Source organism: Bacteroides caecimuris, assembly GCF_001688725.2.
Lineage (GTDB): Bacteria > Bacteroidota > Bacteroidia > Bacteroidales > Bacteroidaceae > Bacteroides > Bacteroides caecimuris.
Genome location: NZ_CP015401.2, coordinates 395884 through 418914 on the forward strand (window position 1 = coordinate 395884; position 23031 = coordinate 418914).

At 44.6% G+C, this 23031-nt stretch carries 19 protein-coding genes; 13 read left to right on the plus strand and 6 right to left on the minus strand.

The window, feature by feature from the left end:
- Window positions 1–36: 36 nt before the first annotated feature.
- From A4V03_RS01495 to A4V03_RS01510, 4 genes are all read right to left on the minus strand, one after another.
- Window positions 37–1296 carry an ABC transporter permease gene (locus A4V03_RS01495; protein WP_065537679.1) on the minus strand — a complete coding sequence of 420 codons (1260 nt, stop codon included), beginning with the start codon at window positions 1294–1296 and terminating at the stop codon, window positions 37–39.
- Window positions 1297–2478, minus strand: a complete 1182-nt coding sequence (locus tag A4V03_RS01500; protein WP_065537680.1) for an ABC transporter permease — start codon at window positions 2476–2478, stop codon at window positions 1297–1299. It lies immediately after the preceding gene.
- Window positions 2479–2480: 2 nt separating this feature from the next.
- Entirely contained in the window at window positions 2481–3473 is a 993-nt protein-coding gene (locus A4V03_RS01505; protein ID WP_065537681.1) for an HlyD family secretion protein, read from the minus strand.
- 99 nt (window positions 3474–3572) lie between these two features.
- Window positions 3573–5036 (minus strand): TolC family protein, encoded by a 1464-nt coding sequence (locus A4V03_RS01510; protein WP_065540232.1) that lies wholly within the window; start codon window positions 5034–5036, stop codon window positions 3573–3575.
- Between the two features lie 232 nt (window positions 5037–5268).
- On the opposite strand from A4V03_RS01510, the gene A4V03_RS01515 reads away from it, so the two are divergent.
- From A4V03_RS01515 to A4V03_RS01535, 5 genes are read left to right on the plus strand one after another with little or no spacing between them, the layout of a single operon-like run.
- Window positions 5269–6600 (plus strand): SWIM zinc finger family protein, encoded by a 1332-nt coding sequence (locus A4V03_RS01515; protein ID WP_065537682.1) that lies wholly within the window; start codon window positions 5269–5271, stop codon window positions 6598–6600.
- A complete protein-coding gene (locus A4V03_RS01520) occupies window positions 6587–8056 on the plus strand; it encodes a DUF5691 domain-containing protein (RefSeq protein ID WP_065537683.1) in 1470 nt (489 codons plus the stop codon). Before A4V03_RS01515 ends, A4V03_RS01520 begins: the two co-directional genes overlap by 14 nt.
- Window positions 8057–8078: 22 nt before the next feature.
- Window positions 8079–9158 (plus strand): ATP-binding protein, encoded by a 1080-nt coding sequence (locus tag A4V03_RS01525; RefSeq protein ID WP_065537684.1) that lies wholly within the window; start codon window positions 8079–8081, stop codon window positions 9156–9158.
- Between the two features lie 12 nt (window positions 9159–9170).
- The gene (locus A4V03_RS01530) at window positions 9171–11492 is read left to right on the plus strand and encodes a DUF5682 family protein (RefSeq protein ID WP_065537685.1); all 2322 of its coding nucleotides are present in this window, start codon (window positions 9171–9173) and stop codon (window positions 11490–11492) included.
- Between the two features lie 10 nt (window positions 11493–11502).
- Complete coding sequence (locus tag A4V03_RS01535) at window positions 11503–12633, plus strand: vWA domain-containing protein (RefSeq protein ID WP_065540233.1); 1131 nt, start codon at window positions 11503–11505, stop codon at window positions 12631–12633.
- 91 nt (window positions 12634–12724) lie between these two features.
- Here the strand turns inward: A4V03_RS01535 and mdh are convergent, their stop codons facing one another.
- Window positions 12725–13666 (minus strand): malate dehydrogenase, encoded by a 942-nt coding sequence (mdh, locus tag A4V03_RS01540; protein WP_065537686.1) that lies wholly within the window; start codon window positions 13664–13666, stop codon window positions 12725–12727.
- A gap of 622 nt (window positions 13667–14288) precedes the next feature.
- Here mdh and A4V03_RS01545 point away from each other — a divergent pair.
- Window positions 14289–15161 carry a hypothetical protein gene (locus A4V03_RS01545; protein WP_065537687.1) on the plus strand — a complete coding sequence of 291 codons (873 nt, stop codon included), beginning with the start codon at window positions 14289–14291 and terminating at the stop codon, window positions 15159–15161.
- A gap of 635 nt (window positions 15162–15796) precedes the next feature.
- Here A4V03_RS01545 and A4V03_RS01550 read toward each other — a convergent pair.
- Window positions 15797–16666 (minus strand): NAD kinase, encoded by an 870-nt coding sequence (locus A4V03_RS01550; protein ID WP_065537688.1) that lies wholly within the window; start codon window positions 16664–16666, stop codon window positions 15797–15799.
- Between the two features lie 148 nt (window positions 16667–16814).
- Here A4V03_RS01550 and A4V03_RS01555 point away from each other — a divergent pair, with 148 nt between their 5' ends.
- The 7 genes from A4V03_RS01555 to recG are packed head-to-tail and all read left to right on the plus strand — an operon-like array spanning window position 16815 to window position 22942.
- Window positions 16815–17531 (plus strand): pyridoxine 5'-phosphate synthase, encoded by a 717-nt coding sequence (locus tag A4V03_RS01555; protein ID WP_065537689.1) that lies wholly within the window; start codon window positions 16815–16817, stop codon window positions 17529–17531.
- The gene (locus tag A4V03_RS01560) at window positions 17528–18247 is read left to right on the plus strand and encodes a MotA/TolQ/ExbB proton channel family protein (RefSeq protein ID WP_065537690.1); all 720 of its coding nucleotides are present in this window, start codon (window positions 17528–17530) and stop codon (window positions 18245–18247) included. Before A4V03_RS01555 ends, A4V03_RS01560 begins: the two co-directional genes overlap by 4 nt.
- 53 nt (window positions 18248–18300) lie before the next feature.
- Window positions 18301–18717: an ExbD/TolR family protein gene (locus tag A4V03_RS01565; protein ID WP_024987410.1), complete on the plus strand. Its 417-nt coding sequence runs from the start codon at window positions 18301–18303 to the stop codon at window positions 18715–18717.
- Between the two features lie 6 nt (window positions 18718–18723).
- On the plus strand, window positions 18724–19596 hold the full coding sequence (locus tag A4V03_RS01570) for a cell envelope integrity protein TolA (protein WP_065537691.1): 873 nt from the start codon (window positions 18724–18726) through the stop codon (window positions 19594–19596).
- Window positions 19597–19623: 27 nt separating this feature from the next.
- A complete protein-coding gene (locus A4V03_RS01575; RefSeq protein ID WP_065537692.1) occupies window positions 19624–20175 on the plus strand; it encodes a DJ-1 family glyoxalase III in 552 nt (183 codons plus the stop codon).
- Between the two features lie 7 nt (window positions 20176–20182).
- A complete protein-coding gene (locus tag A4V03_RS01580; protein WP_065537693.1) occupies window positions 20183–20845 on the plus strand; it encodes a 2-C-methyl-D-erythritol 4-phosphate cytidylyltransferase in 663 nt (220 codons plus the stop codon).
- The gene (gene recG / locus A4V03_RS01585) at window positions 20846–22942 is read left to right on the plus strand and encodes an ATP-dependent DNA helicase RecG (protein ID WP_065537694.1); all 2097 of its coding nucleotides are present in this window, start codon (window positions 20846–20848) and stop codon (window positions 22940–22942) included.
- The last annotated feature ends 89 nt before the right edge of the window (window positions 22943–23031 follow it).

The window sequence follows — 23031 nt, forward strand, 5'->3', positions numbered from 1 at the left end:
GTCCTATACTCTCTTTGGACGGGGGATTTATATCTATCAATCACTTACCTGCTTGGATAAGTTTTCTTTCTCTTTTAATTCTTTATACCTCTCTATCGCATGTTTGCGGCTCATAAGTATTTGCCAACGATATACCCAACAAGTTGTGAGGAAGTAGATACCCGCCTGTAGCCATAAAGCTTTATATTCAAAAGCCACTTCACTCAAAGTTGCTCCCATATTATTGATTTTCACAAAACCATTGATTCCGAAAGTAGACGGGAATATGTAAGATACATACTTCCAGAACGGAGGAATCGCAGCCCCCGGCCAGGAGATTCCTGAGATAAATAGCAAAGGAACAGATGTGAATACAAAAATCAGCATACACGTTTCCCGGTTACGGATGGCAATGGATGTTGTCATAGCAAAGAAAATGCAAGCTGCCAAGTAGGGCACAACGAATAATGCCAATGAACCTGGTTGTCCGATTTGGTTGAGGCTAAACAATCTTGGAACCACAAAAAGTACATAGAAAGCTACCAATATATAAACCAAGAAATAACTCAATCCTTTTCCTAATACAATCCGTAGCGTTCCGTTATAATGCCGGTTGATAGGAACAAGGTCTTTGAATCGGTTATTTTCACGGGCAGTTCCGGCAGCAAGACCGATGCCGAGCAATAACGTTTGCTGAATGATTAATACCAGTACCGCAGGAATCAGGAAAGCGGCGAATCCGGCAGTAGGATTGAATATCGAGATCTCCTCATATTCTATCGGATAAGCAGTTATCTCATCCTGCCGGTCGGTTGTGTTTCCGCTACGGGCAATCTTGATGTCCTTGTTCATATCCAGAGAAACGGCGGTATTGGCTATCAGCATGGATTTATAATAAAGTAATCCGCTCATATCACAATAGATGCTGACTTGCGTCTGCTTTCCTTTGGCAATGTTATCACAGAAATCCGAAGGAATGTAAATGATGCCATACGCACGCCTGTTCTTCAGCATTTGTCTGGCTTCTTCCATATCGGCACAGTAGGAGACGATTTGAATATCGGGCGTAGCATCTACCTTGCGGAGATATTCGCGGCTGAGAGATGAATGGGAATCGTCCACCACAACAGCGGGAACTTCACGCACTACTTCATTGTCGTAGATGAAGCTATACAGCAATGGATAGCCCAATGGGACGAGTATGAAGAATATCAGTACCCCCTGGTCGCGGAAAGTTGTCTGAAACTCCCGCTTCCAAATATAAAACAGGTCATTGATGCCTTGGGCTATCTTGTCTTTTAATTTTATATCTTTCATTTAGGGTATGTATTTATAGTAAACCAATGCTTCTTTCAAGCGGTGAACCACCAGGAAAGGAAGCATCATGAATATTAATAATGCCATATAATTGCTCCACGAGTAAGCCATACCGTATCCGTTGAGTGCCTGGTCTACATAAATCAGGAAATAATGGCGCAACGGGAACAGGTTGCTTAAAGCCTGCAAGACAGGGTGCATGGCCATCACCGGAAAAGAAAAACCGGAAATGGAGAACGATATAACTCCCCATAGTGAGGCGAAACTCAATCCGAGTCGCAGCGTGGGCAGAGTTCCTATCATGACGATGCCGCAACACTGTGATGCCAGTACAAGGCATAGCGTGGCGAATATCATAGGAAAGATACCGCTATTGCAAGGGAAATGCAGGAGTCTGTATAGATATACATTATAAAATATACCCATAATGAAAAAGACTACCGTATGCGGAAGTAATTTTCCTGCCAATGCAATATAAATAGAGTTATTACTCATGCGCAGCCATTCACGGGCGGTGCGGTCTTTGATTTCCACACCGATAGAGTAAACAGTGACCATGAATATGAGCAACATGAGCACTCCCGGTATCAGCGTGTTGCATAGATATACCGAATAATTCAACCACGGATTGTTCAACGGGTGCGTGTCTATCACGATAGGTTGCAGAAATCCCATCGCCTGGTCCTCGGTCGCTCCTTTGGCATATAGGGCGGTACGTGCGGCCGATCCGGCTGTAAGTTCTCCCATCATTTTCATATCTCTGAAAAGCAGGGAGCCTGCAATCAGGTAGGAATAATTGGTGTAGAACGAAATTTTGGGTTGCCGCTGGCTCTGTGCTTCCGACGACAAGCCTTTGGGGATATAAAAGAACCCGTAGATTTTTCCTTCCTGCACGGCAATCCGTGCATCCGCGACATTGCTATAATGGGCGACGACACCTGTCTGCGAAAAAGCATCCAGGTTGCGCACGATATTGCGTGACGTAGACGAATTATCCATATCCACCACACCGGCAGGAAGATTCTTCGGCAGTCCCGTGTCCATTAAAGTTGTGAAAAAGATATAGCAGAAAAGAGGAGCGATAACCATACAGAAGAGATAAAGCGGTCGTGATGTCAACCGCAGGCACTCCCTGTGCATGACCTGCCACAATGCTATATATTTCTTTTCTTTCTCTTTCATGATTACTTATCAATGACAACCGACATCCCCGGGCGGAGATTCTCTACTTTTTGCATCGGCGATGCTTTCACCTCGAATGTTTTCAAGTCAAACTGACCGGTCGTTTTAGTAGCCTTCCAGGCTGCGTAGCTGCCCAGGTCTTTCATATAATATACTTTCAGTTTGATTGCTTTATTATCCAGTGCAGGAACGATTGCTTCAAATTCCGTTCCCATAGTCAGATTTTTAAGCAGATCCTCGCGTACATTGAATGTTACCCACATATCATTAAGTTCGGCAATATTCATGATAGGGGCACCTGTGCCTACCAGTTCTCCTACTTTCGGGAAAATCTCGGAAACCTCTCCGGCAGCCGGAGCGATAAGATACGTTTCCTTAATGTAAGATTCTACTTCGGCAACAGCTCCCTTGGCACGGTTCACAAGAGCTTCCGCAGCCATTTTGTCTTCACGCTCGGCTCCGTTCTTAGCCATGGTGTATTGTGCTTTTGCCGCTTTTTCGGTTGCGATGGCGGCATCCCGTTGCGCGGTTACTTCGTCCAGTTTTTGTGCAGGCATCACTCCCTGTTCATACAGATTCTTCACTCTTTTGTATGATTTTTCGGCGATGGTGACTCCGGCTTGTGCCTTCTGCCACATCTCATAAGCGGCCTGAATCTGTTCCTGGCGTGCTCCTTTGATAGCTTTCTCGTTCTGTGCTTGGGCAGCAGCTTCGGCGGCGCGTGCCTGTTCCATCTTCGCCACTACATCCGGCGCTTCCAGAATAGCCAGTGTGTCGCCGGCATTAACTTGTTGCCCCTCCTTTACGCGGAATTCCAGAATACGTCCCGGGACTTTACTTGAAACACGATATTCGGTAACTTCCGCCTGTCCTTGAATGATTTCGGGACCTTTACGAAGCATGAAGAAGCCAACGACTGCAACGATTGCAATAACTCCAAGTAGAGTAAGGAATGCAAGCAGCATATTGCTGTTTTGTGATTTTATAGGTGCCATATGATTTATGAATTATGAATTATGATTTATGGATTGTGAGTTGGTTAGGGATTGGGTTGTTTCTGATTGGGTTCTTTACTTTATTTTTCTGCTTTTTATTTATTTCAGTGTTCCCAGAGATTTCTTCAGATAGATTTCTGTTAACTTCACATCTATTTGTGCGTCAATCTTTTCTGAATGAGCGGACAGCCATGCTGTTTGTGCTTCAAGAACATTGCTGGTGGCAATCACTCCCTCTTTAAAACCAAGCGTTGCATAGCGCAGATTCTCTTCCGCTTTTTCCATGTTTTTGGAAGACATAACCAGTTTCTTACCTGCTTCCTTTACCTTGAAAGCGGCTTGATTGACTTGCAACTCTATTTTTTCGCGTGCGTCCTGAAGCTGGTATTGTGCAATGCGGGCTTCGGCTTTTGCTGCTTTGGTTTTATAAATACCTTCTCCCCAGTGCCATATAGGTATCTGTACCATCACTCCCACATTCCACATGCCTTTGAATTTGTTTTCAAAGCTATTGAAGACAGAAGGATTGGTTACCATATAATTCCCCATCAATGCGATGGAGGGAAGATGTTCGGCGCGGGTTACGTTTACTTTCTGTTTGTAAATCTGTGTTGCTAATTCGAGACTACGTATTTCCGGACGATTCTCATAAGCGGTAGACAAATCGAAATGAAGGTCTGTTGTCAGTAATGGAATATCTTCCATATTTTCATCTGCCAGCGTGATGGGGGAGCTAAGATCAATGCCACATAGTTGACACAACAGCATTCGGGCAAGGCTCAATCCGTCTTCCACTTTGGTGAGTGTCATTTCCGCTTCATTAACCTTGACGCGTACAGACAGACCGTCCGCTTTGGTGGCTACTCCTTCATGAATCATTTTTTCTACATCACTGTCCAGCTGTTGCAAAAGCTTTAAATAACCTTCCGCCAGCTTCTTCTTATTAACCAGTGAAATAACTTGCCAGTAAGCTTGGTCTGTACTCATGATTACTTCCTGCATACCGCCATGGTGTTGTTGTTGAGCCAATTCTTCGGCATACTTTGTTATTTTGTTGTACGCCCGGATTTTTCCACCCATGTATAAAGGCTGTGTCAATGTAATGGCACCTGCATAGACATTTCTCGTATCTGTACGGAGCGCATCCACTAAAGAGTTTCCCGCTTGGTCGAGAGCCGGCAGAGCCGCTCCTAGTTTTCCGCTTAGGGAAGCAATAAGTGGTGCCAATTTTGGATGTGCTGTTGCAATCTCGGTTGCAGCTTGTTGGATAGGACCTGCCAGATTAGTTCCTAATCCAGAAAGCACAGCTTTTTGGTCATTATTTAATAATGAAAACTCTTTCTGGTTTCTCATGTAAGCTCCGGTTGCCGAGAAATTGGGCAGATAATTCGTAAATGCGGCTTTCCGTTGATAATGGGAGGCATTTATTTTCTCATTTCTAATCAACAAATCTTTGTTGTTGGCAAGAGCTAATGCGCGGCAACTATCCAGACTTAGAAAGTTTTGCGCTTTTCCTATGAAAGTGAGGCTTAGCAGAATTGTCAGAAGAAATACTTTTTTCATCGCATCTTGCATATTAATAAGGTGATACTTCTTTTTTAATAACCCGCTTCTTATGTAAATTGTTTATTGAAGGAGTCTTTTTTTGAACTTGTTTACTTAAACAATAATTGCATAAACAACGATGCAAAAGTAGTGCTTTCTTTGAAAATGCAAAAAGAATTAGCTTTTTTTTAATGCTTCTGTTTGAAAAATATGTTATACTTGCATTCGGAAATATGATAAACATACCGTAATGTTATTAAATCTGACAGAAGAACAAATTGCCCAATTGGCGCCGGATGCGGCTTCAGTGAAGGCAGGAAAAGGTTTGGCGAGCCGGGCCAAATGGTTGCTTTTGGAGTATAGTGACCGTGCCATCTGGGGGCATTGTCAAGGAAGTGGACAAACACCTTATCAAACAGTTGTTGATATAAAGGATATTGCATTTAGATGTTCTTGCCCCAGCCGTAAGTTTCCATGTAAACATGCTTTGGGACTTTTATATATGTATGCGTCTTATTCCGAATCTTTCAAGCAGGCAGAGGAACCGGATTGGGTGGAAACATGGCTTTCCAAACGTAAAGAGAAGGAAGAAAAGAAAGAGCGGAAAGAAAAAAAGACGGCAGCTCCGATAGATGAGGCGGCGCAGGCCAAGAGACAGGCTGTGCGTCATCAAAAAGTGTTGGGAGGGATTGAAGACCTTCAGATATGGATGAAAGACTTGTTGCGCAACGGGTTACTCAACGTTCCGGAGAGAGCCTGCACCTTGTTTGAAGCTATCTCGCGGAGAATGGTTGACGCACAGGCATCAGGGCTGGCAGGCAGGCTGAGGGGACTTCGGGAGTTGAATTACTATTCGGAGGACTGGAAATTCAAACTGACAGACAAACTGAGTAAAATATATCTGCTTGCGGAAAGCTATAAACATTTGGATAATCTTCCGGCTGACTGGCAATTCGAAATTCGTACTCAAATAGGATATCCGCAATCAAAGGAAGAGGTGATGGCGGGAGAACCTGTCGAAGATCAGTGGATGGTACTGCATACAAGAAGTAATAAGGTGAACGATTTGCGAACCGATGTTTTCTGGTTGTATGGAAAGGCGAGTCGCCGGATGGCGGTGTATGTTTATTTTATGGTTCCGGGAACGCTGCCGGAGTTTACGATTCTGTCCGGTGGTACGTATCAGGGCCCATTGTACTTTTACAAAGGAGTTGCCGCTTTACGTGCATTGCCCAAAGAACTGCAACGGTCGGACGAAAAATTCCAGCCTTCTTGTTGTCCCGACTTGGAAACTGCCACACAATATTATAGAACGATCGTCCGGACCAATCCTTTTGTGGAGGAAGTCCCTTTATTGGTAGATAATGTCAGATTGATGACAGCCGGCAATGCACAATACCTGCAAGATGCCGAAGGACGTGTCATGCCGGTACATGTGGACGAAAACATTCGTATTGATATTCTTGCTACTACCGGTGGAAAGCCTTTTGCTGCTTTCCTGCTGGCGGATGTTACTTTTTGGGAATTGAAAACTATTTGGTATCAATCTGAATATTATTTTTGGAAAGATGAACGTAACTGACCAACTGATTAATATAGCATTATTAGGGACTGCTACTCGTGAACTGATAGCAACGGATTTGCCCGAAGAATTGCAAGACAGCTTGCGTGACATTCAAGAGAAAGCGGAAGATGCGGAGACAGCTTTTTATCAACTGTCGGCTTTAGGTTTCGCTTTCAGACGTGCCGGATTGAAGGCATACTTGTTGAAAGACCCCGTGTCCGTATCGGAAGCTCCCGAAGAGAGTAAAGCCTGCTTCTCCCGCGAAGTGGGAGAACTGTTGACTTCCCTGCATAGTAACCGGAACTCATATCTCTTATTATATGCATATCGTAAAGCGATAGCTTTCGATAAGTTGTTGCCGCCGGTTTATCTGCCAGCTTTATTGCAAAGGGCTTTTGACCGAAACAATCCTAAGCGGCACGAAGAGCAACGTTGGTTGTCGGAATTGTCGGGGCGTAGAGGGCGTTGGCTGCTTTCGGAAATGGGACTTCCCGCATGGGGAGAACCGGGAAATGAAAGTTGGGAGACGGCTTCCCACGAAGAACGGAAACGGATGTTGTGTCGTTTGCGGCAGGAACAGCCCGAACAAGGACTGGCTTTATTGCAGACAGAGTTGAAGAATGAATCAGCCGCTCATCGCGAGGAGTTGATTCGGTGTCTGCGTATAGGATTGACCAAAGCGGACGAGGCTTTCTTGCAGGAACTTCTTTTGAAGGACAGAAGTGGCAGTGTCAAAGAGACTGCCCGCCGATTGTTGTGCAGCTTGCCGGATTCGGAACTGGTGAAAACCTATCAGGAGTTGTTGCGTGGGAAATTGCATTTTAATTTTCTTTCAGGGTGGTCGTACGATAAGATTGAATATACGCCGGAAATGAAGAAATTAGGATTTGAAGAGGTCAGTGCCAATAAAGACGAAAAAGATGATCGCTTCTTGTTGAGGCAATTGGCAGAACGGGTGCCACTAAGTTTTTGGAGTGAGTTCTACGACTGTACACCGGAAAAGGCAGCGGGTAAATTGGCGAAGAAACCTCCTTTTCAGAAATTGTTTGATCTTTCAAGTCCGATTCTGAATTTCGGAGATTCCGTATGGGCTTATTACACATTGAAAGAAAATGCGGAAGAAGATATGAGCCTTGCGTTAGCGGGGTTGCTTTCTCCTTCTCAGCGTGAAGAAATAGCATTTCAGACAATCAAAGGCGGACTGATTCCGGATAGTTGGTTTAATGAAGACGGCGGGGAATGGGGAATGAAATTTTCATCCTATGTCTTGCAACGCCTTCTGCGAAATAACTACTATCTTCCTAAAGAAACGGCGGAACAATTGGCTGTGTATTTCCCTGCTGAAATGAGAGGTACGTTGGAGCGGATTGCCGCTTCGGTGACAAAGCAGGAGAACAATACGACTTTTTACTTTTGCCGGTTGGTACTGGAGTACATGGATGTAAAACAGAAAATAGATACCTTAATTAAATAACGAACAATAAAAACTGAAAGATATGAGCGCTTTATTGAGAGAACATGCCGAACAGCAATTTGCAGAAGAACTTCATGAGTTGAAAAAGAACGAGATTTATGCCATTCCGGAGAACTGGGAAATGTCTCCGCAGTCTGTGGTCACTTATCTGATGGGTGGCAAGTTGAAGAATAGTTTCGAAGTCTCTCCGAAATATATCGGCCACCGTCGTCTGATGGAAATAGCGGTCGCCACTTTGGCAACCGACCGCGCGTTGTTGCTTTACGGCTTACCCGGAACGGCAAAAAGCTGGGTGAGTGAGCATATTGCGGCTGCCATCTCGGGCAATTCGACGTTGATAGTGCAGGGTACAGCCGGAACAGGTGAAGAGGCCATCCGTTATGGATGGAACTATGCACGTTTGCTGGCGGAAGGACCAAGTGAGGGTGCTTTGATACAGACTCCTGTCATGAAAGCGATGCAGGAAGGAAAGATCGGGCGTATTGAAGAGCTGACCCGAATCGGTTCGGATGTACAGGATACTTTGATTACGATTCTCTCAGAAAAGACGCTCCCCGTTCCTGAGTTGAATAAAGAGATACAGGCTGTCCGCGGCTTCAATATCATTGCCACCGCCAACAATCGCGATAAGGGGGTGAATGAACTTTCGAGTGCTTTGAAGCGACGTTTCAATACGGTCATTTTGCCTTTGCCTGACTCTATTGACGAGGAGATTGATATTGTCCGTCGTCGGGTGGAAAGCTTTGAGAAGGTGATGCAGCTTCCGGCAGAGAAGCCGGCGTTGTCGGAAATTCGGCGGGTGGTCACCATTTTCCGTGAACTGCGGCAGGGGGCGACTGTCGATGGCAAGACCAAACTGAAAACACCGAGTGGTACACTTAGCACGGCTGAAGCCATCTCGGTTGTGAATAACGGCTTGGCAATGGCCGGTTATTTCGGCGATGGAGAAATCCATGCGGAAGATTTGGTATCCGGTATCTTGGGAGCAGTGGTAAAAGACCCGGTACAAGATAAAGTCGTTTGGCAGGAATACATGGAAACAGTCGTGAAGAACCGGGAGGGTTGGAAAGACATCTATCGTGCTTCAAGGGATATGATCTAAAAAGAAGAGAAAATGGCGATTCATTTATTAGGTATCAGGCATCATGGTCCCGGTTCATGCCGCAATGTGCTGAATTACCTGCAAGAACTGCAACCGGATTTGATTTTGGTAGAAGGTCCGGCAGAAGCAGAGGCATTGCTTGCTTGTGTGGGAAATCCGCAGATGGTTCCTCCCGTTGCGTTGTTGGCTTATCAGCCCGACGAACCGCAACGGGCAGTATTCTATCCGTTTGCTGAGTTCTCTCCGGAATGGCAGGCGATGCGATATGCCGTACAGAATGGGGTTCCTCTTCGTTTCTTCGATTTGCCTTTGGTTTATTCGATGGCTCTCCGTAAACAGGAAGAACTGAAGGCTTCGGAAGAATTGACGGAATCCGTTGACGAACAAACAGACCCGACCGAAAAGGAAACGATCGAAATGGAAGCTGCAGAAATGGAAGTGGCGGAAGAAACAGTCACAGCGGCAGAAGAAAAGAAAGAAGAATCAATCGGCGATCCGTTTGATTGGCTGGCTCGTGCCGCCGGATGTACCGATGGAGAATCCTGGTGGGAAATGATGATTGAACACCGAAAGGAATCTGAAGATATATTTCAGGCGGTGAAGGAAGCGGTCACTGCTCTTCGGGAAGAACTGTCCGGACAGACTTCCGCCCGTGATTTGCTTCGTGAAGCCTGGATGCGTAAAATGATACGGGCGGCACAGAAAGAAAACTTTGAGCGCATTGCCGTTGTTTGCGGTGCTTGGCATGTGCCCGCACTGGAGGATATGCCTAAAGTGAAAGAGGATAACGCATTGCTGAAAGGCTTGCCGAAAGTAAAAATAGAATGTACATGGATTCCGTGGACATATAATCGGTTGGCTCTGCGTAGCGGTTATGGCGCGGGAATCGAATCTCCGGGATGGTATCACTATCTTTGGCATCATCCGGAAGATGACGGTACGCTTTGGATAAGCCGGATAGCCTCCTTGTTGCGGCAGAAGAATATGGATATTTCGGTGGCTCACGTCATTGAGACTGTCCGACTGGCACAAGCTACGGCCGCACTCCGAAATCTGCCCTATCCTTCACTGAACGAATATAACGAGGCTGTGACTACAGTGATGGGGTTTGGAGATGACATCCTGTTGCAAATCATTCGTGAAGAGCTCATTATCAGCAACCGTTTGGGAAGCGTTCCCGATAATGTGCCCAAGGTGCCGTTGCTGGTAGATGTGGAGAAGACACAGAAAAGTCTGCGTGTTCCGTTCACTGCCGAAATAAAAGAGCTGATACTGGACCTCCGCAAACCCAATGACCTCGAACGGAGTATCTTTTTTCATCGTCTGCAATTGTTGGGAATTGACTGGGCGATTCACGGAGAAATAGACGGTAAAGGTACTTTTAAAGAACAATGGACCTTATATCATAAACCGGAACAGATTATCGATATCATTGAGCGGGCGATATGGGGGAATACGGTGATGGAAGCTACCCAAAAGTATTTGCAGGCAACCATGGAGGAGATTTGTCATATTCCTGAGTTGACCGCATTATTGAACGGGGTGCTTCCGGCAGATCTTCCCGCATTGGTGGAGACTATGACCGTGCGGCTGGATGCGCTTTCGGCAGCCTCGACCGATATTCTTGAAATGATGGAAGCGATTCCCGGACTGGTGAATATCGTCCGTTACGGAAATGTCCGCAACCTCGACTTCTCGAAGGTAGGCAGTATGCTTGAGGCGATGGTTGCGCGTATTCTTGCAGGCGGTGTGTTGGTATGTATCAATATTGATGAAGAAGCGGCAAGCGGTCTGCTCGACAAATTAGTTGCCACAGACTATGCCCTTTCTATTCTGAATCGGGAAGAACTGAACCGGATGTGGCGTAATTTTATCTGTCAAATACGCTTATCGGCCAATGTCCATCCGTTATTGTCCGGTTACGCCACTCGTTTGCTGAATGATAAAGGCGAGATAACGATGGAAGAAATGCAGGATACGTTAAGTTACTATTCGTCGGTTGGTAATTCTCCGGCAGACATGGCTTATTGGTTTGAAGGATTCCTGCGCTCTTCGGGTTCGGTGTTACTATTGGACGATCGTCTTTGGAATCTGGTAAATACTTGGGTGTGTGCGCAGGAGCAAGAGACGTTTATGGAGTTGTTGCCGATTCTGCGGCGTACTTTCAGTGAATTTACTTCGGCCGAGCGCCGTAAACTGGGAGAAAAGGCACGTCATGCCGGAACTGCCACCGCCCGTCCCCTTGCCGGAACAGAGGATTTGAATCTCGACCGGGAAGAGGCGGCAAGAGTAATTCCGGTGATTCGTCAGTTGTTGGGACTTGAAACAAAGTAAAAGAAAAGAAATGGAAGAAGAATTACTGAAAAGATGGCGTTTGATATTGGGGGGTGATGAGGCCGATGGTACAGGCGTATCGTTGAGCGTGGAAGAACGGCGGATCGACCAATCCTTGGAAGCCGTATATGATAGCGACAGGAGGGGAGGGCTGGGCTCCTCGGCTCCCAAAGTCAGCCGATGGCTGGGGGAGATTCGTGAGTTTTTCCCACAGACAGTGGTGCAGGTGATTCAGCGGGATGCCATCAAACGGTTGAATCTGACTACGTTGCTTACAGAAAAGGAGATGTTGGAAACGGTGGTTCCCGATGTGCATCTGGTGGCTACCTTGATGTCTTTAAGTCAGGTGATTCCGGAGAAGAATAAAGAGATGGCGCGTCAGGTAGTCCGTCGGGTGGTTGATGAATTGCTCCGCAAACTGTCGGCACCTACCCAACAGGCGGTGACCGGTGCGTTGAATCGCTCCGCCCGTCGCCGGAATCCCCGCTATAATGAAATAGACTGGAAAACAACCATTACGAAGAACCTGAAAAATTACCAGCCTGAGTATAAGACGATTATTCCTGAAATACGTATCGGATACGGCCGTAAGAGGAAAGCCATGAAAGATATCATTCTGTGTTTGGACCAGAGTGGTTCTATGGGGACATCCGTGATTTACTCCGGCATTTTCGGTTCTGTATTGGCGTCTATTCCGGCTGTCTCTACCCGAATGGTCGTGTTTGACACGGCGGTTGTCGACCTTACGGACGATTTGCAAGACCCTGTCGATTTGCTTTTTGGGGTGCAACTGGGCGGAGGGACGGATATTGCCCGGGCTTTGACTTATTGTCAAGGCATAGTGACCCGCCCGCAAGATACAGTGCTCGTATTGGTGACCGACCTTTATGAAGGGGGCGATCCGCGAGAGATGCGAAAGAGGTTTGCGTCTCTTGTCGACAGCGGCGTGCAACTGATTGTGTTGCCGGCATTGAATGATGATGGTGCTCCGTCTTATGACAAGAACCATGCGGAGTTTTTAGCTTCTATCGGCGTACCTACTTTCGCCTGCACTCCGGATAAGTTTCCCGACCTGATGGCGGCTGCTCTTAGCAAACAGGATATCGGTATGTGGGTTTCTCAAAACATAAAGATGTCCTGACAATCGAATACCGGATATTCGGTGGCAACGAAAAAGGCCGTTCCTCGTTGTGAAGAACAGCCTTTCTTGATATATAAAGTAAGGGGATTAATTACAGAGCACCTACTTCTTTCAAAGCAGCGTTCGTTCCGTGAACAGCTTTTGCGCTAGCTGCGAACTTAGCTTTTTCGTCTTCGTTCAGGTTCAGTTCAACGATTTTTTCGATACCGTTCTTGCCAAGGATTACAGGAACGCCGATGCAAAGATCTGATTCGCCGTATTCACCTTCCAATAATACAGAACAAGGAATCATCTTCTTTTGGTCATGAAGGATAGATTCAACTACGAATGCTCCTGCTGCACCCGGTGCATACCATGCAGAAGTACCCAGCAATTTAGTCAGCGTAGCACCACCTACCATAGTAGCAGCAGCAACTTCTTCCAATTTCTCTGCAGAGATGAAATTAGCTACAGGCATACCTTTGTAAGTAGCGAAACGAGTCAAAGGAATCATCGTAGTATCACCGTGACCACCGATAACCATACCTTCTACTTCGTTAGCGTTGCAACCGATAGCTTGAGACAAGAAATATTTGAAACGAGAGCTATCCAAAGCACCACCCATACCGATTACACGGTTTTTCGGCAAGCCCAGAGCCTTCAATGCCAAATAAGTCATTGTATCCATCGGGTTAGAAATAACAACGATGATAGCGTTAGGAGAATATTTCAACAGGTTTTCTGCTACCGACTTAACGATACCAGCGTTCACACCGATCAATTCTTCACGAGTCATACCCGGTTTACGAGGAATACCTGAAGTAATCACAACAACGTCAGAGTTAGCAGTTTGAGCATAGTCGTTAGTGCAGCCTACCAATGTAGTGTCGAAACCCAGCAATTGAGCTGTCTGCATCATATCCATTGCTTTACCTTCTGAAACGCCTTCTTTAACGTCCAGCATTACTACTTCGTCTGCTACTTCATTAAAAGCAAGTACATTTGCACATGTAGCACCTACGTTACCTGCGCCTACTACGGTTACTTTTGACATAATACTATATATTTAAAAAGTTGATAATTTGTTTTATCTTTTAGCGCGACAAAATTACAACGATAATCCTGATTAAAGAAATTTTTCCGTAATAATTTTAGTTAAAGGTCAAACTTCCTAATAATATGACGTCAGTTTGATATAAGCCATGCGGGCGAACTTATATCGAACTGACGTTAATATAATAGGTAGGATGAAAAGTTTGGGCAAAGGAAGCTGTTTGAGGTACGGTTATAAACCGAATGTAGCTATAGTGAGAGTGCACTGTTATGGAGAATTGTTTATTTAGCCATTTTTTTATAGCTGCTTGCCTATTCGGATTTACTTCGTTCGCTACTATTACTTCGTTTCACTATAGTTATACGCAAGAGTAACTATAGTTAAACGAAGTAAAAATAGGCAGTGGAGTTAATAATAGTAGGCAATAAGATAAGTTTAATTGGCATCTTGGCGAAAAAAGGTGTTTGAGTGCTTTGCTTTTGCCAATTTGAATAAATTAGCAAGCAAATAAGTTAAAATTATATGGATTAGCAGCGGGGGATAAAAAACTCTCTGTATTTCTGCTTGACTTCTGTTGCGAAATGATTACTTTTGCGCACGTTATCAATTCACAACTGAAACTATGAGTAAAAAAAGCCTTCTTATTGCGGCCGTGGCTATCTTGGTGATAGCTATTATTGGTATTACTTATTTATTGTTTACCGAAAAAAAAGCTAATCGGGAGTTAGTGCAGGAATTCCAATTGGATAAGGAAGATCTGGAAAACGAATATAGTCGTTTTGTGCAAGAATATGATGAATTGAAGTTTAAGGTTACTAATGACTCGTTGGGAGTATTATTGGAGCAGGAACAGTTGAAGACCCAACGTCTATTGGAAGAACTTCGTACTGTGAAGAGTTCGAATGCAACAGAGATTCGTCGTCTAAAGAAAGAATTGGCTACCTTGCGTAAAGTAATGGTTGGTTATATTAATCAGATTGATTCACTAAATAAACTGGCTGCACAACAGAAACAGGTCATTGCAGAAGTAACACAAAAATATAATCAGGCTTCACAACAAATCAGCAGTCTTTCCGAAGAAAAGAAAAATCTGGATAAGAAGGTGACGTTGGCAGCGCAACTTGATGCAACTAATATTCGTATCGAACCACGTAATAAACGTGGTAAAGTGGCTAAGAAAGTGAAGGATATTGTGAAATTGGCTATTAGTTTTACCATTGTGAAAAATATAACCGCTGAAAATGGTGAGCGTACCATTTATGTGCGTATTGCCAAACCGGATAATGATGTGTTGACCAAAAGTGCATCAAATACATTTCCTTATGAGAACCGTACATTGGCTTATTCTATCAAGAAGTATATTGATTATAACGGGGAAGAGCAGAATGTGAACGTATTTTGGGATGTAGAAGAATTCCTGTATGCCGGAAACTACCGTGTTGATATCTTCGAAGGTGGCAATCTGATCGGTTCGCAGTCGTTTACATTAAATTAATATCAGGGTATTATTTTTCTCTACCGATATTTTAATTTTCTTCTATATTAACTAACCCGATGGTCTGTTTTTAATATTTCTTCGGGTAACAGCTGTTCTTTTATGGATGAACTGGGGAAAGAACTGCATAAATAATCGCAATAATATACAGAAAATAGGGTGAATGTAGCATGAATTTGCATACAATATGCGGCTTTTTAATCGTAGAAGCCTTCGTTGGATTAAAATCAACGAGATGTCCCTCACCGAGGAAGCATAAGTTCTTCGGTGAGGGACAACTCTTTTCTCGGTGAGGAACTCATATGGGAATGATTGGAAGCAGTTTTTCTCTCTAGTTTGTATGCGAATAAAGATAAGGAGAAATTGATAAAATGAAGGACTGTTGTCTATAAAAGAATGATTTGTAAATGCAATCAGTATAATTTTAATTTTATTGAGTAAATATAAGGGGAAATTATGTTAATCTAATTTCTGAAGATAGTAAATCTTGGCCCTTCTTCTCTTTAGTTGGAATCTATACCCAATTTGTTGCATTCCCAACAACTTGAATGTCCCTTTTTTTTAGAAGTTCTATTTTTAAGTACCGTATAGTTGAATCGGGTGATGAGGAATAACGGTTGCATAATGTGAACTGCTTACCGTCTTCCGTCAGCTCCCCACATCATTTTGCTGCGGAGTGTATCGAAAAAAATGTGATTAAAACGTTTCACTACCTTTATGCTGTAATCTGCCCGACGGATGGTTAGTTGAGTCGTTTCTTTGCAAGTCTCGCTCCTCCCGTCAATGGCGACGAGGAAGTTGTGACTTCTGCTTTCTACATCTAATGTAATCTCCCAGTCATCCCGAATAACGATAGGGCGGACGTTGAGACTATGTGGAGCCACCGGAGTGATGGCAATAGTGTTGGAATGAGGGACGATGATCGGGCCTCCTACACTCAAAGAGTAGGCTGTGGAACCTGTTGGAGTGGCAATTACTAATCCGTCAGCTTGATAAGTATTCAGATACGCGCCATTAATAGCTGTCCGGATACTAATCATTGAGGAGCTGTCTCGTTTGAGAATAGCTATTTCGTTGAGGGCATAAGGAGAATCTTGGAGATGTTTGTCGTTGCAGATCAACTGAAGTACACTTCGTTCCTCCACACTATATCTGCCGTTTTGGATTTCATCAAATGTTTCCTCCATTTCCTCCGGCGAAATATCTGCCAGAAATCCTAAACGTCCTGTGTTAATTCCCAAAATAGGAATCCCTTTTCTTCCTACGCGGCGGGCAGCTTTCAGAAATGTTCCGTCGCCTCCGATGCTGATTACCATATCGGCAGTAAAATCATCACCATCAAATAATTGATCTGCTTTAATATCCATATTTTCAGAAACTAGGAATTGATAAAATTCCCTGCACATACCAATCTCTGCTCCCTGTTTCTTTAAAAGTTTAAACAAGGTGACAGCATGAGAGGACTTTTTAGCCTGATAAGTATTTCCGAAAATGGCGAATCTCATAAGCAATATCATTAGTTTAGGATGCAAATTTGGCATTTTTTCTTGGATTTCTACTTTAAATAACCAAAAAAGAAACGAGAATGCGTTTCGTATTATTAGGCAACTAATAATAATATTTGTATTTTTGCGGCAAATATAACGTAGAACTATGACTAAATTAAGTGTAAATATAAACAAGATTGCTACGCTAAGGAATGCTCGCGGAGGAAATGTCCCCGATGTAGTGAAGGTAGCACTTGATTGTGAATCTTTTGGTGCAGACGGTATTACAGTTCATCCTCGTCCGGATGAACGTCACATACGTCGTTCGGATGTATATGATTTGCGCCCTTTGCTGCGCACGGAGTTTAATATCGAAGGTTATCCCGCTCCGGAATTTATTGACCTGGTGTTGAAAGTTAAACCTCATCAAGTAACTTTGGTCCCCGACGATCCTTCACAGATTACTTCTAATTCCGGTTGGGACACCAAAGCAAATCTGGAATTCCTGACTGAAGTGCTCGATCAGTTTAACAGCGCCGGTATTCGTACTTCCGTTTTTGTGGCAGCCGACCCTGAAATGGTGGAATATGCTGCGAAAGCAGGGGCGGATCGTGTCGAACTGTATACCGAACCATACGCAGCGAACTATCCGAAAAATCCGGAAGCTGCCATCGCTCCTTTTATCGAAGCCGCGAAGACTGCCCGTAAACTAGGTATCGGTTTGAACGCCGGACACGACTTGAGTATGGTTAATTTAAATTATTTCTATAAAAACATTCCTTGGGTGGATGAAGTCTCCATCGGACATGCGTTGATTAGCGATGCATTGTATCTGGGACTCGAACGTACCATTCAGGAATATAAAAACTGTCTACGCTCATGAATGCAATGATCTTGTTAGCCCAAGGGGCTATGAATATCGCCGACTCGCTGGCTACTGCCAATCCCGTATTGACGGAAGTAAACGCTCCTGAAATGAACATGCTTGATATGGCTATCAAGGGCGGATGGATTATGATTGTACTAGGGGTACTGTCTGTTGTCTGTTTCTATATCCTGTTTGAACGTAACTACATGATTCGCAAGGCTGGAAAAGAGGACCCTATGTTTATGGAGCGGATTAAAGACTATATCCATAGTGGTGAGATCAAAGCAGCTATTAACTATTGCCGCACAATGAATACCCCTTCGGCACGTATGATAGAAAAAGGTATCAGCCGTTTGGGACGTCCTATTAACGATGTGCAGGTAGCCATTGAGAATGTAGGTAATATTGAAGTGGCGAAACTGGAAAAAGGATTGACTGTAATGGCAACTATTTCCGGAGGTGCTCCGATGCTCGGATTCCTCGGCACGGTGACTGGTATGGTACGTGCATTCTACGAAATGGCGAATGCCGGAAGCGGTAACATCGATATCACTTTGCTTTCCGGTGGTATCTATGAAGCCATGATTACTACGGTCGGTGGTCTGATTGTCGGTATCATTGCTATGTTTGCCTACAATTATCTGGTGATGCTGGTAGACCGCGTGGTAAATAAAATGGAGTCTCGTACCATGGAGTTCATGGACTTGTTGAACGAGCCGGCGGGAAAATGAACCGGTATTCCAATCTGTTAATCACTAATCACTAACCCCTAATCAAACATAAAGTGGGATTAAAAAGAAGAAATAGAATATCGCCCAATTTCAGCATGGCTTCCATGACGGACGTCATCTTCCTGTTGCTGATATTCTTTATGATAACCTCTACGGTGGTGTCGCCCAATGCTATCAAAGTGTTGTTGCCGCAAGGTAAACAGCAAACTTCGGCCAAACCGCTGACAAGAGTGGTTATTGATAAAGACTTGAATTTCTATGCTGCTTTCGGCAATGAAAAAGAGCAGCCGGTGGCGCTGAACGATCTGACTTCATTCTTGCAGAGTTGTGCAGAGAAGGAGCCGGAAATGTACGTGGCATTGTATGCGGATGAATCGGTACCTTACCGGGAGATTGTAAGGGTATTGAACATTGCGAACGAGAATCATTTTAAGATGGTGTTGGCTACGCGCCCGCCTGAAAATAAATAAGAAACAATGGACAGAAGAAAAAAGGGTGAATATGTAGGAGCACTGGGTGCACTGTTGGTGCATGTGGCAGTGATTGCTCTTTTGATTCTGGTGAGCTTTACTGTCCCCCAACCGGATGAAGATGCAGGCGGAGTGCCTGTGATGATGGGAAATGTAGACGCGGCAAGTGGTTTCGATGATCCCTCTTTGGTGGATGTGGATATCATGGATGAAGATGTGGCAGCACCCGCGGAAACAACACCGGAACTTCCTTCGGAACAGGATTTATTGACGCAGACCGAAGAGGAAACAGTAACCCTGAAACCTAAGACGGAAGAACCGAAAAAAGAAACGGTGAAACCTAAAGAGGTAGTCAAGCCGAAAGAACCAGTGAAGAAGCCCGAAAAAACGGAAGCCGAAAAAGCTGCGGAAGCCAAACGGCTGGCAGAAGAAAAAGCGGAACGTGAACGTAAGGCTGCCGAAGAAGCTGCCAGAAAGAGGGTGTCCGGTGCGTTTGGAAAAGGAGCGCAAATGACAGGAAACAAAGGAACAGCGGCTAGTGGTACGGGAACCGAAGGCAGCAAGGAGGGAAACTCTTCTACCGGAGCGAAGACCGGAACCGGAGGTTACGGAACATTTGATCTTGGCGGACGTTCTTTAGGTACAGGCAGTTTGCCGAAGCCTGCATATAATGTGCAGGAAGAAGGACGTGTTGTGGTGAATATCACCGTGAATCCTGCAGGACAAGTGATTTCGACCAGCATTAGCCCTCAAACGAATACGGTAAATTCCGCTTTGCGTAAGGCAGCGGAGGATGCAGCGAAGAAAGCCCGTTTTAATACGATAGATGGAGTGACGAACCAGACAGGTACAATCACCTATTATTTTAACTTGAGATAGTATCATTAACCAAATATAGTAAGCATTATGGGAACTGTATACGCTTTTTTTGCAGATGGCTTTGAAGAAATTGAAGCTTTGACTGCTATTGACACGTTGAGACGTGCCGGACTTAATGTAGAAATCGTATCCGTTACACCGGATGAAATTGTAGTAGGAGCACATGACGTATCCGTCCTTTGCGATATTAACTTCGAGAATTGCGATTTCTTCGATGCAGAACTGCTACTGTTGCCGGGAGGAATGCCGGGAGCTGCCACACTTGACAAGCACGAAGGGTTGCGTAAATTGATTCTTGATTTTGCCGCAAAAGATAAACCTATTGCTGCTATTTGTGCTGCTCCGATGGTGTTGGGTAAGCTGGGACTGCTGAAAGGAAAGAAGGCTACCTGTTATCCGGGTTTTGAACAATATTTGGAGGGGGCAGAATGTGTAAATGAGCCCGTTGTACGTGATGGAAACACCATTACCGGTATGGGACCGGGGGCTGCCATGGAATTTGCTTTGACAATCGTTGACCTGTTGGTAGGTAAAGAAAAGGTCGACGAACTGGTAGAAGCGATGTATATTAAACGCTAAACCGTTCATGAAGAAATATGTAATTATTGTCGCCGGTGGAAAGGGCTTGCGAATGGGAAGTGACCTCCCGAAACAATTCCTTCCCATGGGTGATAAACCTGTGTTGATGCATACCTTGGAAGCATTCAGGAGATATGAAGAAACACTTCAAATCATAGTAGTGCTTCCACGGGAACAACAGGACTTTTGGAAGCAACTTTGCCAAAAACACAGCTTTGCGGTGGAACATACCCTTGCCGATGGAGGCGAAACACGTTTCCACTCTGTAAAGAACGGTCTGGCACTGGTGCAGGAGCCGGGACTGGTAGGGGTGCATGATGGAGTACGTCCGTTTGTGTCGGTAGAAGTGATTCGCCGTTGTTATGACTTGGCAAAAGTGCAGAAAGCAGTGATTCCTGTGGTAGATGTGGTAGAGACACTTCGCCATCTGACAGATGCCGGAAGAAGTGAAACGGTCAGCCGGAATGATTACAAACTGGTGCAAACACCGCAGGTGTTCGATGTAGAATTGTTGAAACAAGCATATACACAAGAATTTACCCCCTTCTTTACAGACGACGCTTCCGTTGTCGAAGCAATGGGAATACCTGTGTGTCTGGCAGAAGGTAACCGTGAAAATATAAAAATAACGACTCCTTTTGATTTAAAAGTAGGGAGTGCTCTTTTATAAATGTTTGATTTATCCACACGCGACATAAAATTTATCTCCGGTGTAGGCCCTCAAAAAGCCGCTGTATTAAATAAGGAATTGGAAGTCTACTCCTTGCACGATTTAATTTATTATTTCCCTTATAAATATATTGACCGGAGCCGCATCTATTACATTCATGAAATAGATGGCAATATGCCGTATATCCAGCTGAAAGGAGAAATCCTCGGTTTCGAAACCATTGGCGAAGGACGCCAACGCCGTTTGACGGCTCATTTCTCGGATGGTACGGGAGTTGTGGATTTGGTGTGGTTTCAGGGCATTAAATATATCTTAGGTAAGTATAAACTACACGAAGAATATATCATCTTCGGTAAACCGACCGTTTTCAACGGACGTATTAATGTGGCGCATCCCGATGTAGACAAACCGGAAGATTTGAAACTTTCTTCGGTGGGATTGCAACCTTATTATAATACGACGGAGAAAATGAAGCGCAGTTTTCTCAACTCTCATGCGATTGAGAAGATGATGGCAACGGTGATTCAACAAATACAGGAGCCTCTGCCTGAAACACTTTCTTCCAAATTGCTAGCGGAACATCATCTGATGCCTTTGACGGAAGCTCTCCGGAATATCCACTTCCCGACCAATTCCGATGTGCTTCGCAGGGCGCAATATCGCCTTAAGTTTGAAGAACTGTTTTATGTTCAACTGAATATCCTCCGCTATGCTAAAGACAGGCAAAAAAGATATCGTGGATATATCTTTGAGAAAGTGGGAGATGTGTTCAATACATTTTATACAAAGAATCTTCCTTTTCAACTGACAGGTGCACAGAAACGGGTATTGAAGGAAATACGGAACGATGTCGGCAGTGGCAGGCAGATGAACCGCCTCTTGCAGGGAGATGTAGGAAGCGGGAAAACACTGGTTGCCTTGATGAGTATGTTGCTGGCATTGGATAACGGCTATCAGGCTTGCATGATGGCGCCCACCGAAATCTTGGCGAACCAGCATTATGAAACAATCAAAGAACTGCTCTTTGGCATGGATATCCGTGTCGAACTGTTGACAGGCTCTGTTAAAGGCAAAAAACGGGAAGCGATTCTGACCGGATTGCTGACCGGAGATGTGAAGATATTAATAGGAACGCATGCCGTTATTGAAGATACTGTCAATTTCTCTTCTTTAGGTTTTGTTGTTATCGACGAACAGCATCGCTTTGGTGTGGCACAACGCGCCCGCCTTTGGAGTAAGAATGTTCAACCTCCGCATGTACTTGTGATGACGGCTACCCCGATTCCACGCACTTTGGCAATGACATTGTATGGTGATTTGGACGTGTCTATTATCGACGAGCTTCCACCCGGAAGAAAACCGATTACTACTATCCACCAATTTGATAACCGCCGGGAAAGTATGTATCGTTCGGTGCGCAAACAAATTGAAGAAGGACGTCAGGTCTATATTGTCTATCCGCTGATTAATGAAAGCGAAAAGATTGATTTGAAGAACCTTGAAGAGGGATATCAACATATTCTGGAAGAGTTTCCCAAATGTGCAGTTTGTAAAGTGCATGGCAAAATGAAACCAGCCGAGAAGGATGAGCAAATGCAGCTTTTTGTTTCGGGCAAAGCGCAGATCATGGTGGCTACTACCGTTATTGAAGTCGGGGTAAACGTTCCGAATGCTTCGGTGATGATTATTGAAAATGCAGAACGTTTCGGGCTTTCGCAGTTACATCAGTTGCGTGGTCGGGTAGGACGTGGGGCGGAACAGTCTTATTGTATTCTGGTGACGAATTATAAGTTGACGGAGGACACCCGGAAACGGTTGGAAATCATGGTACGTACTAATGATGGTTTCGAAATAGCCGAGGCCGATTTGAAATTGCGTGGTCCCGGTGATCTTGAAGGTACGCAGCAAAGCGGCATTGCTTTCGATTTGAAGATTGCGGATATTGTCCGCGACGGGCAACTGTTGCAATACGTTCGCGCCATAGCTGAAAGTATTGTGGAACAAGACCCTGCGGCACAGAATCCCGAGAATGAAATTTTGTGGAGGCAACTTAAATCCTTGCGAAAAACGAATGTTAACTGGGCTGCTATAAGTTGAAAAACGGTTAAACATGCAGTTTATTTGCGTATATGTGTTGCAAAACATGTTTCGCATCTATTCTCCCTATTTATAGGAGTTTAACGGCT